12 protein-coding genes and 1 other RNA gene are annotated in these 14300 nt (G+C 47.3%); 11 read left to right on the top strand and 2 right to left on the bottom strand.

What is annotated here, in order from left to right; translation table 11 throughout:
* Nucleotides 1-5: 5 nt before the first annotated feature.
* The 8 genes from QUA80_RS15175 (at nt 6) to QUA80_RS15140 (ending at nt 7303) form a co-directional block, all read left to right on the top strand.
* Nucleotides 6-239 (top strand): hypothetical protein, encoded by a 234-nt coding sequence (locus tag QUA80_RS15175; protein ID WP_333425782.1) that lies wholly within the window; start codon nt 6-8, stop codon nt 237-239.
* Nucleotides 227-2017 carry a serine/threonine-protein kinase gene (locus tag QUA80_RS15170; protein ID WP_333425780.1) on the top strand — a complete coding sequence of 597 codons (1791 nt, stop codon included), beginning with the start codon at nt 227-229 and terminating at the stop codon, nt 2015-2017. The genes QUA80_RS15175 and QUA80_RS15170 overlap by 13 nt, the downstream gene beginning before the upstream one ends.
* Nucleotides 2018-2275: 258 nt before the next feature.
* Nucleotides 2276-2672, top strand: a transfer-messenger RNA (tmRNA) gene (ssrA, locus tag QUA80_RS15165).
* Nucleotides 2673-3023: 351 nt separating this feature from the next.
* Entirely contained in the window at nt 3024-4142 is a 1119-nt protein-coding gene (nuoH, locus tag QUA80_RS15160; RefSeq protein ID WP_333425778.1) for an NADH-quinone oxidoreductase subunit NuoH, read from the top strand.
* 101 nt (nt 4143-4243) lie between these two features.
* The gene (ndhI, locus tag QUA80_RS15155; RefSeq protein ID WP_333425776.1) at nt 4244-4819 is read left to right on the top strand and encodes an NAD(P)H-quinone oxidoreductase subunit I; all 576 of its coding nucleotides are present in this window, start codon (nt 4244-4246) and stop codon (nt 4817-4819) included.
* Between the two features lie 116 nt (nt 4820-4935).
* Complete coding sequence (locus QUA80_RS15150) at nt 4936-5559, top strand: NADH-quinone oxidoreductase subunit J (protein WP_333240447.1); 624 nt, start codon at nt 4936-4938, stop codon at nt 5557-5559.
* A gap of 127 nt (nt 5560-5686) precedes the next feature.
* Nucleotides 5687-5992: an NADH-quinone oxidoreductase subunit NuoK gene (nuoK, locus tag QUA80_RS15145; protein ID WP_199292736.1), complete on the top strand. Its 306-nt coding sequence runs from the start codon at nt 5687-5689 to the stop codon at nt 5990-5992.
* Between the two features lie 129 nt (nt 5993-6121).
* The gene (locus QUA80_RS15140; protein WP_333425827.1) at nt 6122-7303 is read left to right on the top strand and encodes a glycerate kinase; all 1182 of its coding nucleotides are present in this window, start codon (nt 6122-6124) and stop codon (nt 7301-7303) included.
* A gap of 206 nt (nt 7304-7509) precedes the next feature.
* Here QUA80_RS15140 and QUA80_RS15135 read toward each other — a convergent pair whose 3' ends face one another.
* Complete coding sequence (locus QUA80_RS15135) at nt 7510-7875, bottom strand: hypothetical protein (RefSeq protein WP_333425774.1); 366 nt, start codon at nt 7873-7875, stop codon at nt 7510-7512.
* Between the two features lie 327 nt (nt 7876-8202).
* Here QUA80_RS15135 and QUA80_RS15130 point away from each other — a divergent pair, with 327 nt between their 5' ends.
* Nucleotides 8203-8730, top strand: coding sequence for an orange carotenoid protein N-terminal domain-containing protein (locus QUA80_RS15130; RefSeq protein ID WP_333425773.1), 528 nt, complete (start codon nt 8203-8205; stop codon nt 8728-8730).
* A gap of 386 nt (nt 8731-9116) precedes the next feature.
* Here the strand turns inward: QUA80_RS15130 and QUA80_RS15125 are convergent, their stop codons facing one another.
* Nucleotides 9117-10979, bottom strand: a complete 1863-nt coding sequence (locus tag QUA80_RS15125) for an ATP-binding protein (protein WP_333425771.1) — start codon at nt 10977-10979, stop codon at nt 9117-9119.
* A 398-nt stretch (nt 10980-11377) separates the two neighbouring features.
* Between QUA80_RS15125 and QUA80_RS15120 the strand changes: the two genes are divergently transcribed.
* Both QUA80_RS15120 and QUA80_RS15115 read left to right on the top strand, forming a co-directional pair.
* The gene (locus QUA80_RS15120) at nt 11378-12097 is read left to right on the top strand and encodes a response regulator transcription factor (protein ID WP_333425769.1); all 720 of its coding nucleotides are present in this window, start codon (nt 11378-11380) and stop codon (nt 12095-12097) included.
* Between the two features lie 495 nt (nt 12098-12592).
* Nucleotides 12593-14245, top strand: a complete 1653-nt coding sequence (locus tag QUA80_RS15115; RefSeq protein ID WP_333425767.1) for an alpha-amylase family glycosyl hydrolase — start codon at nt 12593-12595, stop codon at nt 14243-14245.
* Nucleotides 14246-14300 lie beyond the last annotated feature (55 nt).

The raw sequence follows: 14300 nt of genomic DNA, 5'->3' as shown, positions 1-14300 counted from the left end.
TTTGAATGCTGCTTTCAGAAAGCATCCAGATAGTTCAGCGATCGCACAAGAGCATCGGATACACTCACATCTGGTGTGAGGCCGGAGACAAGTATCAACGTCAGCTAGAAGCCAACCTGCTACTTAGAGCCGATCGCCCTCCTCGATCGCTCTTAGGACTGGTGAGGAGAGCCGACCATACGTGCAATAATCAGCCATATTCTCTGGTACGCGATCGCCTGGACATATGGATGCGCTAATCGGCAAAACTTTACAGGGTGGAAAGTACACCCTCGAACAAGAACTGGGACGCGGCGGCTTTGGGATTACTTTCAGGGCAAATCACCGCTATTTAGGACAGCCTGTAGTCATTAAAACTCTCAACGAATCCCTGCGCCAGCAACCCAATTTTGCTGAGTTCGATCGCAAGTTTCAAGACGAAGCGAGGCGGTTGGCTTCCTGCGTTCATCCGAATATTGTCCGCGTCAGCGATTTCTTTGTGGAAGACGGGCAGCCTTACATGGTGATGGACTACATTGCCGGTCAGAATTTGGGCGATGTCGTATTCCCAAATCGGCCGCTGCCAGAAGAACTCGCTATTCTCTACATCACTCAAATTGGCGCTGCTTTAAAAGTTGTTCATCAAAAGGGTTTGCTGCACCGAGATGTCAAGCCGCAAAACATTCTGCTGCGCCAAAACACCCAAGAAGTTGTCCTGATCGATTTTGGCATAGCCCGCGAGTTTACTCTGGGTGCAACCCAAAGTCACACTAATATGGTGTCCGACGGCTACGCACCCCCCGAACAGTATTTCGCCCAAGGAAAATATACGCCCGCCACAGATGTTTACGGTCTGGCGGCGACGCTTTACACTTTACTGACAGCACAGGTGCCAGTGGCTGCAATTTTGCGTACCAGTCAGCCGATGCCTTCACCCCGCGATTTGCAGCCTCAAGTGAGTCCGACAGTCAGCCAAGCGGTGATGCGGGGGATGACGGTAGAAGCTCAAAATCGCCCTGCTAGTGTGGATGAGTGGCTGTCGCTGCTGCAGGGGCAGCCTCTTGGTGCAGCGTCGCCGAGCACCGGGCCGACGGTGGCGGTGATTCCGGGACACGGGCCTCAGTCGCCTGCTGCTTCCAGAACAGTTCCTGCTGTGGTGTCTTCTGGGGACAACAACCGCAAGCTTTGGTGGATTTTGGGATTGGTGGCGATCGCACTTATTGTTGCAGGTTTGGTCGGTATTGCTAGAGTTTTCCTCAACCGGCCGTCTTCGGAACCCGCACCGGTGGCCAAGGACGATCGCACTTCGACCCCCGCAGATCCAGACGCGCGCGTGAACCCCGCACCAATTCCCGCGCCGACACCAACGCCGGCCCCGACTCCCAGAGAAACTCCGCCGCCGGCTGCTGAAACTCCAGCGCCGACTCCCAGAGAAACTCCGCCGCCGGCTGCTGAAACTCCAGCGCCGGCTGCTGAAACTCCAACACCAGCCCCAGCGCCAACTCCAACACCAGCGCCAACTCCCGAGGCTGCCGAACCCACACCAACAGAAAAACTTGTTGACAAAGAGTTGCCGCCAGATCGATCGCCCGCACCCAGCCCCGAACAACCGGGAACCAATTATCAGAAGACTCCCACAATCCCTGGGTTTGCCGTTGGTACGCCCGAAAGCCAGATTGTATCTCAATTGGGAGAACCGACTGACTCTCAAGCCCGGGGCTATTGGCCGAATACTCGCACCGCACTTTATGAAATATTGCCGAACCGGATTACTCTCGGCTACATTTACGATCGCGATTCGGACCAGCTAGTACAAACAGAGGGTTCTTTTGCCCAGTCGGTGGACGATTTGGTGGTGCGAACCGCGTTAAACGGGATGGTGGGCGGTGCCAGCCGGGAGATTTTGCAAGGCTTGCGCGACGTGCAGCAGCGCCGGACTAATCGGTTTACGTTTAGGAAGGGTTCGCTGGAAGGGACGATCGAACGCAACGAGCGCGATCGGATTTACATCGGCGTCTGGGACGAGAACTTGCATTAAACTTGGCAGCGCTGACATCCTGCACCCTTGTCAATAAACTTGGGCGGGCTCTTCGGCCCACCCCACAGGAAAACTCAACTCTTGTGGAACAGGCATCTTGCCTGTTCAAGAAAATGGTGCAAGAGGTAAATATTCCCGACTCAGCTTTGTGCCAAAATCCAAAATCCAAAATCCAAAATCTAAAATCTAAAATCTAAAATCTAAAATCGCTTGACTTGACGCAACACGAAATATTGTCTATGATTAAAGAACGCACGAGGGGCTGTAATGGTTTCGACAGGGTGGCGAAAGCTGCTCCGTGATGCAGGTCGAGAGTGAGTCTCCTCTCGCTAATATCGGCTCAAACAAAAAAGTAAATGCGAACAACATCGTTCCTTTCGCTCGTGTAAACAAAACTGTTGCTGTAGCCTAAAAACTTCTTAAGCCCAGTTTAGAGCGTATGCCACCTAACTCCGTTAACGGTAGCATAACAACCCCCAACGGATGCCCTAGCTAAACGTTTCTAGTCGGCTAGCTAGGAAAGCAATCACTAGAAAATCCCCCCATTTGGGATAAAGATGGTTCCCGCCCCGAGGATGAGAGGGGATAAACCTGTGAACGATCGGAAGGTAAATACCCGCTTTGGACGGCAGTTCGATTCTGCCCAGTTCCATAAAAAAAGTGACGTAAAATCAATGGTTTTAGCCATTTGAAAGTTACTTTAAACCATTAAAAGGGCCCAGAGTTAACTCTGGGCCCTTTTGTTTCGCATTGAATATTTAATCTAAAACCTAAAATCGATCGGCTCGATCGGCTAAGTAAAAATACATAAATAACCCATCCATGAGTTAGGCTGCTGGCTCATATAATTAGAACTTCACCCTGTCTGTGCGTTCTTGGAGCCTGTCGGGCGATATACTATTAGGCGGTAAAGCATTAAAAATCTTTACAAAGACCCCGATTTCTAAGCCTACTCCTACGAAGGACGGGTGAAAAATTATATGCTGAGCGCTCAAAAGCTGGACAAATGAACCCAGGAATTGACTTACAAGGAAGTTTCGTAGAAGCCCTCATGAATTTGGGCTTACCGGCGGACATCGCCCAAGTGCTTTGGCTACCGCTGCCGATGTTGCTGATGATTGTCGCTGCCGTTTTCGGGGTACTCACTAGCGTCTGGCTGGAACGGAAAATTTCCGCCGCCGCTCAACAGCGGATAGGCCCGGAATTTATCGGCCCTCTGGGAACGCTAGCACCCGTTGCCGACGGGCTGAAGTTGGTATTCAAAGAAGACATTGTGCCGGCTAAAGCTGACGCGCTGCTGTTCACCTTAGGCCCGGTAATTGTGGTAATTCCAGTTTTTCTGTCCTACTTAATCGTGCCATTCGGAGAGCATATGCTGATCGCCGATATAGGGACAGCGATATTTCTGTGGATTGCCCTGTCTAGCATTCAGCCGATCGGCTTGCTGATGTCGGGCTATGCTTCTAACAACAAATACGCCCTCCTCGGGGGACTCAGGGCCGCGGCTCAATCCCTCAGCTACGAAATTCCCCTAGCTTTGGCAGTATTGGCAGTTGTGATGATGTCCAACAGCCTCAGTACGATCGACATCGTACACCAGCAAGCCGGCTACGGCATTGTCGGCTGGAATATCTGGCGGCAACCCGCAGGTTTCCTGATTTTCTGGATTGCAGCACTAGCAGAATGCGAACGGTTGCCCTTTGACCTCCCGGAAGCAGAAGAAGAATTGGTAGCAGGATATCAGACTGAGTACACAGGCATGAAATTTGCTTTGTACTACATCGCTTCCTACGTTAACCTCGTCCTTTCTTGCCTGCTAGTAGCAGTTTTGTACCTCGGCGGCTGGGAATGCCCGATTCCGGTCGGAGTCATCACAAATGCCTTGGGATTGAGCGAGACGACTCCTTGGTTGCAGGTAATTACCGGCACGCTGGGCATTACGATGACCATGCTGAAAGCCTACTTTTTCCTGTTTCTGGCAGTTCTGCTCCGCTGGACTCTGCCGCGAGTTCGGATCGACCAATTGCTAGATTTGGGATGGAAGTTTTTGCTGCCCGTTGCTTTAGTTAATTTGCTATTGACCGCAGCTTTGAAGCTTGCCTTTCCTTTTGCTTTTGGCGGTTAATTGATAATAGGTAAATGGCAAAAGCTAAAAAAATAGCTGTTAACCAATTACCTATTATCAATTAGCAATTACCAAAAACTCAAGTACAGAGAGAGAACACGATGCTAAAATTCCTCAATCAAGTAGGCGAATACGCCAAAGAAAGTTTTCAAGCTGCTAAGTATATCGGTCAAGGGCTATCTGTTACTTTTGACCACATGAGACGCCGGCCGATTACGGTGCAGTATCCTTACGAAAAATTAATTCCTTCGGAACGTTTTCGGGGCAGAATTCACTTTGAATTTGACAAGTGCATCTCCTGCGAAGTTTGCGTTCGCGTATGTCCGATCAACTTACCTGTAGTGGATTGGGAATTTAACAAAGACAGTAAGAAGAAACAACTCAAGCACTACAGTATCGATTTCGGTGTTTGTATCTTCTGCGGCAACTGCGTAGAATATTGTCCGACTAATTGTTTGTCGATGACAGAAGAATACGAGTTAGCCTCCTACGAACGCCACGAATTGAATTTTGACAACGTGGCCCTGGGACGCTTGCCCTACAAGGTTACAGATGACCCGATGGTGACACCGATGCGGGAATTCGCTTATTTGCCCAAAGGTGCGATCGACCCCCATGAAGTTTCCTACACCGATCGCCGCGCCGGTCTCCGTCCAGAGGAAATTATCGAAAAGTAGGTAATCAGTCATTAGTCAGCAGTCATCAGTCATTAGTGAAATAACTAATTATTAATGACTGCTAATTAATGAATAAAAACGAACGATCGAAAACTAATGATTGAGGATTAAAAATTGTGAATCTAGCCGAAGGCGTTCAAATTGTTTCATTTGGCATACTGTCCCTAATGATGATTGGAGGAGCATTAGGAGTAGTGCTGTTCTCCAATATCGTTTACTCAGCATTTTTGCTGTGCGGCGTATTTACCAGCATTGCGGGTATGTACCTGTTGCTGAATGCTGATTTTGTCGCAGCAGCGCAGGTGTTGATTTATGTTGGTGCTGTTAACGTCTTGATTTTGTTTGCCATCATGCTAGTAAACAAACGAGAAGACTTCCGCACAATTCCCAACGCTTGGGTGCGTCAAGGAGCAACTGCACTGGTTTGTGCTGGTTTATTCGGGCTTTTGGGTACGATGGTGGTGTCTACTCCTTGGGCTATTGTGGCGACTGCGGGAGCACCTGCTGAAAGTTCGATCGTCACGATCGCCAAACATTTCTTTACCGACTTTTTGTTGCCTTTCGAGTTAGCATCAGTGTTTTTGTTGATGGCAATGGTAGGGGCAATTGTCTTGGCACGCCGCGATTTCTTCCCGGATGAACTGTCAAAGAAGCTATCAGAAACACCCGCTTTGAGTTTGCCAGAACGGCCGCGGGAATTGGTTTCTGCGGGTGATGTTTCTTCACCCGACACCAAGTAACAGCAGCAACCGTAGGGTGCGCAGTGCGCACCTCAGGCGAAAAACCAGGTTTCTGTTTGTTGGCAATTCCTCTATCTGCCTGTTTTGTAGTAATTTTGACTGAGAGAAACTCAAAAAATTTATGCAACTGCAACTCCAGTATTTCCTGTTATTAGCTGCTGCACTGTTCTGTATAGGCATTTACGGTTTAATTACCAGCCGAAATGCAGTCCGGGTGTTGATGTCGATCGAGTTGATGCTGAATGCAGTCAATCTCAACCTGATGGGTTTTTCTAACTATCTTGACCCCGTACAAGTTAAAGGTCAAGTATTTACGGTGTTTGTAGTTACGGTAGCGGCTGCTGAAGCAGCGGTGGGTTTGGCCATTGTTTTGGCGATTTACCGCAACCGCAATACCGTAGACATGGAAGAATTTAATTTGCTCAAGTGGTAATTAGTCCTTAGTTATTAGTCGCTTGTAGGGAATTGTAGGGGCTTGTAGCGGCGGGTTTAGGGTCAAATATGTGTCGGTTGCAGATAGTATTTGGACAAAACCCGCCCCCGCATAGAGAGTTTTGAGAATATGGATCGATCGACTGTAACCCCTGTTGAAATTCTGCATCGGTGGCAAGCTGGCGTAAGCGAAGCCCGCCCCTACGGGGGCTATGCCAACGAAGAGGATCGCCCGCTCGCTCCCGACTTCGATCGACTGGCTTTTTGGGAACTTGCCGATGATGTGCGATCGCGCGCTTTTGGCATTACTCCTGACACTGTAGCCGATGTTGTCCGCTGCAAAACTGATTTATTCTTTTCTCTTGTTGGCGAACTGCATACTTTCCCTCTAAAGTCAACTGTTTTTCTGGAAACTTTGTGGAATCTGTGGCTGCCGCTGGCAATGCAATTATCGACTGCAAAACAAAGTTTAAACCGTCCTCTAATTCAAGGAATTTTAGGAGGGCAAGGAACGGGAAAAACTACTTTATGCCAAATTTTGAGGCTGATTCTGGGAAAATTGGGATATTCTACTGTCAGCCTTTCTTTAGACGATATTTATAAGACTTATGCCGATCGCCAACAACTCCAAAAAGCAGACCCGCGTTTAATTTGGCGCGGCCCCCCCGGCACTCACGATATTGACTTGGGAATAGCAGTTTTAGACAAGTTGCGCGGTTCTCAAACTCGCGAATTAGCAGCAGTTGACCATCCAAAATCTGATGCGCTACAACCGGATATAATTAAAAATATAGAAATTCCCAGGTTTGACAAATCTGCCTGGGGAGGTGCAGGAGATAGAACTCAACCGGAAATTATTTCTGGTGCAGATATTGTACTTTTTGAAGGTTGGTTTGTCGGCGTGAATCCGGTGATTGATGCCAAATTGAACGAGTTTTTGGCGGGTGCGCCGTTTCCGATTTTTACTCCAGCCGACTGTCAGTTTGCCCGCGATATGAATGCGAAACTGCACGACTATCTGCCGCTGTGGAAAAGATTAGATCGGTTGATGGTTTTGTATCCCCAAGATTATCGCATTTCTCAAGTTTGGCGCAATCAGGCGGAACGAGAAATGATGGCTGCGGGAAAGTCGGGAATGACAGAGGCCGAAATTAATCGGTTTGTCGAATATTTCTGGAAAGCGCTGCATCCCGAGTTATTTATTAAGTCGATGGTGGAGGGCGGCGATGGCGTGGATTTAGTAATTGAAATTTTGGGCGATCGCACTGTCGGCAAAATTTGTCGGGCGATCGACTTAAAATTAAGCGATTAGCGAGACTTAAAATTAACCCTTTAAGTATTGCAACACTTAAGGACACAACAATGTTGTGTCCCTACGGTATAGCAGCTTATCGTGCACTCAATTGAGAATTCAGGGCTCATGCCAAAAAGTGGTTTGACGCGCGAATTATAGAAGTAAGGCGCGCCATCAGCACCCTACAAATAGAGTTTGTGCATCGAGGATGGAGAATTGCTAAATTAACTGCCAGGAGTACCAAGATCGATCGCTTTCTGCATCACATCGTCGGTAACATTGTCCGGTGTAGCTGCGGGGTTAATTTCCTGAGCCATCGAACTAAAATCCTTGGGATTGCCGCTGGAATCTGTGGGCTTTGCGATCTCTTTAGGACTGGGAACATTAAATTTAGGTCCTGTTGCAGCGGCAGCAGCTTGGGCACCGGCACCCGTGCGATCGATTTCACTAACACTAAATTCTTTTGAAGCTTCGTAATCGGCGGATACATCAACCGTCGGCAACTTTTGTTCTCCAGCTTCCACGCTTTCATTTATCTGCTGAGCGTCAAATGTTTGCTCGTTATTTGATTCTGTATTTATTTCAGACATCGCCGACTCCTTTCTAGTTTTATTTAACAATTCACTGTATTTATTATTATTCAATTTCGTTGCTTTTTAATCTACCCGTAGATGTATCGCCGGCTTCTATCTCAAGGCTGATTTATTCTAATGTTGCCGGCCAAAATTACACGAGTTTACGAAACTAATTCAACTGTATGCAAGCTCCAAACCCATACATCATCTGTCATTCTCAATTATTTAATCTAAAATCTTAAATTTAAAAGTTAAAATCGTATTACCTCTCGGGGAGGGTGACTTGTACTTACAAATGTTGATATTTATATATTCTGGAAGCCTTTTTAAGGAACTTTATTTATGAACTCACCCGCCGCGACCAATCCTCACTCTCTCTCCAACGACACTCAAAACATCGTTCAGACAATCAACGGGTTGGGTACAGATGAAAAACTGGCGCTGCTCTACTTTGTTTATGACAAAATGGGAGAGTCAATTACACCGGCCGCTCCCGTAGCCGCTGAACCACAATTAGCTCCCGTGCTGCTAGATGATTTTTACAACCTTTCCCATGACCAACAACTGAATATAATGCGAGGTATTGTCAACCGCGACAACACCCCGTATTCTCACGCTTACGGAGCTTTAACTGCCAACAATCAGTTGTTGGTTTGGTATGCTTGGGCTATTGGTATGGGAGAAACAATTGTCGATATCCCGGAAGGATATGAGGCAACTGAGGCTGTTAATGGTGTTTTAGGTCAAATTGAAGGTCTTGATTTTGAACAGCAAATTTCGGTGCTGCGCGACGTAGCTAATAATATGGGCTACACCGATGTTAAACCAATTGCTACTCAGGATCGAGTAGGGAAAACTTCTAGTCTGTAGATACAACTTGGCAGTTCAAGCCGCTGCATAGACTCAAACAAAGTCCGCCTCTGCGGACTAAATTGCGTAACTTATCGCTATTATTCGCAGCTCAAACCCTTTTTTGATTGACTCCTGTATATGTAGGGTTATCTTCGGTGCACCTTACCGCTATAATTCGGGAGTCAAACCATTTTTTTGCCTGATTCTCCTTCAATCTGCCACCAAAGACAAGCACTATTTTCTGTTTTTCGGATCGCATTTACGAGTCAAAAACTATTTTAGTCATGTTAATTATTTAGTGTTTTGTAGAGTTTAAAAAATGCTCCAGCAGCAGTTTTTTTACCTTGTTATATATTATCTAAAAATAGATATAAAAACAATGTTGCCAGTTAGCGGACAGGAGTTTATTTATTAGGCTTAATATTTCGCGGAAATTCTATCTGAAATGTCGAACCTTGTTTGGGTTGACTTTCGACCGTAATTGTGCCGTACATCATTTTGACTAAAGAGGCACTAATGGCTAGTCCTAAACCGGTACCTGAATATTGGCGGGTTGCGCTTTGGTCGGCTTGATGGAATTTGTCGAAAATGTGGGGAATATCGGTTTCACAGATGCCGATTCCTGTATCTTGAACAGTGATAATTAGCCGATCGCTATCTAATTCCCGCACCTCAATGCAAATGCTGCCCTGATGGGTGAATTTAACCGCGTTGGAAATGAGATTGACCAACACTTGCTGCAGGCGCAACTTGTCATTAACTATAAACTGATTCTGCAAGCACGCGCTGACGGATATTGCCACATTCTTTTCGGTGGCTTGATTTCCAAATTGCATGGCGACATCCATTACTAAATGCGCTAAATCAAATTCTTCAGTTTCTAGTTCTGTGCGGCCACTCTCGATTTTGGAGAGGTCGAGGATATCGTTAATCAGCAGTAGCAGGTTTTTGCCGTTATGTAAAATGCGCCCCACCATCTCTGTTTGCTGCGCGCTCAGCAGTTGTTTGTGCTGGCGCAGCAGCAGTTGGGAAAAACCAATAATCGAATTCATGGGAGTTCGCAATTCGTGGGAGATAGTGCCCAAAAATTGCGATTTTAACTTGGCTGCTTCTAGCAGTTGCAATTTTTGCTGTTGAATGCGCCGGCCCTGATTTTCCAGTTCTTCCTGCTGGCGAATTAGCAGCTCGTTTTGCAAGTCTAAAAGCTGTTCCTGCTTTTTTAATATTTCGATCGCCCGCGCATTGTTAATTGCCATCGCAGCTTGTTTTCCCATTACCGCCAACAGTTGCTGAGTTTCTCCGTCAATCGCCGTACTGTCTTTCGCGTTGCCGATCGCCAACACGCCCAAACGCCCGGTTTCCTCCGACTCGATCGCCGCTGCACAGGCGGCCGCGGGCAGCAAGCCTTGGTGGTACTCCGACCGCCACAGTACAGACTCTCCCGTCGCAAACGCTTCCCACAGCAGCTTTTTTTGCACGTGCGGGGTTTTGCCCCCACTAAAGTTGTCCGTACCCCCGACAGCGCTGAGTTTGAGGTCGCTGCAATCGGACTCCAGGAGAGCAACCAGGCAAAATTCCGCTCCTGCGATCGCCTCTACAGCCGCGTCCGCGATCGCTTGCAACAACTGGCACAAGTTACCCGCGCGCTGGCTCAACAGATTTGTAAATAGCTCTAGCGCGTGGAAATAATCCCGCCCCGCGTCCCTTACCGTCCCGGCTTCGCACAAATTTTCTGCTCTGAATTTGGCTTCAGAACGCGCTTGATGCGACAAAAATTCTAGTTCTGCTTGGGGATCGGTTTGAGTTTTTGCGATCGCATCGATATCTGTGTAGGTTCCCACCCACTCCAAAACTTCCTGATTGTCTGGATTGGCGGGCGTTCCTCTGGCCAGATTCCACCGATAAGTGCCCTCTCGCGTCCGCAGGCGAAATTTTATTTCGTAACTTGGCGGCGGGAACTCACAAGTGCGCGAACTCGCCAAAAGACGAGGGCGGTCTTCTGGATGGACGCGCGCCAGATAGCCGAAACCCAAAGCTGCTGCTGCTGGTACCCCCGTATATTCCTCCCAGTGCTGACCTAAATAAGTCACCCAGCCGTCGGCATATGCTTTCCAACTTATTTGAGGAGTTGCCGACTGCGGGCGATCGTCCTGAGTTTCGCGGTCGCAAACTTGCGCTTGGGGGGATGTTATTTCAGATACTTTCTGTAATATTTCCGCATCGGAAAAGTCCGAGCGAAAACAGTTATTGCCGTGATACTGAGTCATAACAGGTTTTATAAATAAGCACTCTACTTGAGCCCTAACACCGGCGAAAGACTCGTGCTGCTAGTTCTATTGATTTTGACGGCCCGAGTGCATCAAAATTTTTTATACTTTAAATTTATCGGGGTAGTGGTATCTTTACCTCTATCAACGGGCGGACAATGAGATAATTCAGTTAAACTGTTAAAGCATTGAGAGCTTACCTGTCCCGAGGAAGGAGCGTGCAGGCATCGCCGCAAAATAACTTAAAAATTAACTTGCATTCTTGGCGGCTGCATGAGTATGCTTAAAAATGATGTGCGGCCTGTCAAACCATAAATCAGGACACATTCTCAAATTTACTCAGTTTAGCTGAGTCAGTTGACGATATTTTTAAAGTTTACTGGAGTATTGGAAAAAAGATGAGTAAAATTCGCGTTGCTTTGATAGAAGACCACGACCTGACAAGAGTCGGCATCCGCACAGCTTTACAACAGCGTGACACGATAGAAGTTGTCGGCGATGCAGCTAACGCTACAGACGGATTGAAACTGCTTCAGTCTTCAAAACCTGACGTGGCAATTGTAGACATTGGCTTGCCGGATTTTGATGGCATTGAACTGACACAAAAGTTCAAAAAAGCGGTAGCGGAGTCCGATCCAGATACAAAAATTTTGATTCTGACTTTTCAGGACAATGAAGAAGAAGTTCTGGCAGCTTTTGCCGCCGGAGCTGATTCTTACTGCATGAAAGATATTAGCTTCGATCAGTTATTAGATGTAGTAAAAGTAACTCACGAAGGTAACTCTTGGATCGATCCGGCGATCGCCCGCATCGTCCTGAAACAAGCTCGCACTCAGGAACCCGCGCCGGAAGAACCGAAGGCTGAGGGCAAAAGAGTCACAATTAAGGCTGCCGAACCCGAGTTTAGTCACATCATTGAGACTTACCCTTTAACCGAGCGGGAATTAGAGGTTTTGGAACTGATCGTGCAGGGTTACAGCAATGCTGCAATCGCCGAAAAGCTGTACATTACTGTCGGTACAGTCAAGACCCACGTCCGCAATATTTTGAACAAGTTGTGCGCTGATGACCGCACTCAGGCAGCCGTTCTCGCCCTGCGTTCTGGCTTGGTTGGATGAAGCCTTATCATCAGGCAAAATCAAGTTAAAAGTAGGGTGCGCAATGCGCACCTTACGGCCGCTGATTTAGGGTGTGCAGTGCACGCCGACTGACTAATTGTTACCAAAAAATTAGGGTAGGCAGCGCGCACCAGCAGAGGAATTGTTTGTTGTTAAAAAAGTTAAAAAATTGATAAAGTTTAAAGCTGCATCTATCCATGTACAGATATTTTTTTTAAAATTTTAACAAGTTCATCTACCTTAAGATAGATGCTCAAAAAATATCCAATTAATAATACTTATTGTTGAGCGATCCCCAGCTAGATTAATTTCGGTCGCACTGCCAATATTGCCCGATATCAATTCATAAAAGGCGCAGGCAGAGGCAATATTACCATACTTTTAGGAATAGTTAAGGGTTAAAAAATTTATATCTGCAGAGTGATGCCTGAGTTCGCTTAAAATTGGGAGATTAAAAGTATCAACTGCTACTGAAATCTTTTAGAAAGAGGTATTATGTCCGCTCCTATTGAATTCAAGTTATTTGCTCCTTACAACAAAGGAGCTGCCTTGATTGGCTCTTTTTCTAATTGGGAAGAGATCCCGATGGAAAAGGACGAAGAAGGTTATTTCCGCACGCAAGTTGAGTTGAAGGATGGCGTTTATCAATACAAATTTCGCGTTCAGTCGAAAAGCTGGTTTCTGGAACCCGATCGGTGGGTAGATGTGGTCGATCCCTACGCTACTGACATCGACGATCCCAGTCAAAACGGCATTGTTCGGATCAAAGACGGCGATCGCATTGTCGATACCTACGTGTGGCAGCATGACGATAAACCGCTGCCGGCCGATCGCGAATTAGTGATTTACGAAATGCACGTTGCCGACTTTTCCGGCGGCGAAGCCGATCCCCTCGCCCGCGGCAAGTACAAACACGTCGTTGAAAAACTCGATTACTTAGTCGAACTCGGCGTCAACGCGATCGAACTCATGCCCCTCAAAGAATACCCGGGCGACTACAGTTGGGGCTACAACCCCCGCTACTTCTTCGCTACCGAGTCCAGCTACGGCACCACAGAAGAACTCAAAAACCTGATAGACGAGTGTCACGCCCGCGGGATTCGCATCATCATCGACGGGATTTACAACCACTCCGAATCATCGAGCCCCCTAACTCAAATCGATCACGACTATTGGTATCACCACGCACCCCGCGATCCCGACAACAATTGGGGCCCGGAATTTAACTACGAATTCTACGACGAAAATTTAGGAACTTACCCCGCGCGCAAATTTATTGGCGATACAGTCCGCTATTGGGTTCAAGAATATCATCTCGACGGAATTCGTTTCGACGCAGCGCGACAAATTGCTAACTACGATTTCATGCACTGGATCGTTCAAGAAGCCAAAAATGCCGCCGGCCCCAAACCGTTTTATACCGTTGCCGAATACATTCCCGACGATCCCAGCATCACGAATCTAGACGGGCCGATGGACGGCTGCTGGCACGACAGTTTCTATCACTGCATCATTCCACAACTCTGCGGCGATTCTTTTGATTTAGAACGTCTCAAAGATGTGATTGACTGCAAGCGGCAAGGTTACTTGGGTGCTACGAATGTAGTGAATTATCTGAGCAATCACGACCACGATCGCGTTTTTGCCGAATTGGGTTCGCGCGGGATTTTGGATGAAGCAGCATTCAAACGGGCGAAGTTGGGAACCGTGCTGTTAATGACAGCAGTTGGCGTGCCGCTGATTTGGATGGGCGAAGAATTTGGCGAATACAAAGCCAAAACAATTGAGCAAGCTAAAATTGACTGGACGCTGCTAGGAAATGACATGAATAAAGGTTTGTGGGAATACTACAAAGGCTTGATTCACCTTCGCAAAAATAACCAAGCACTTTACACAGAAAACATCGAGTTTTTTCACGAAGACCTCGACTCGAAAGTTTTTGCTTACACTCGCTGGAACGATGAAGGCTCGAGAGTTGTAGTAGTGGCGAATATGTCGGAAAATTATCTGGCAGGTTATAGCGTTCCGCACTTTCCGGCAAACGGAACTTGGCACGAATGGACGGGCAATTATGATGTGGAATCGGGCGATGACAATATTATAATTGACTTGCCGGAATACGAAGCGAAAGTGTTTGTTTGGCAGTAAGATCGAATCAGGTGAATTACCTCTAAGCTGTCGCGCATTTAAATTGTATATTCGG

It is taken from the genome of Microcoleus sp. F4-D5 (genome assembly GCF_036704885.1).
GTDB lineage: Bacteria > Cyanobacteriota > Cyanobacteriia > Cyanobacteriales > Microcoleaceae > Microcoleus.
This window is presented reverse-complemented; position numbering and strand designations above follow the sequence as displayed.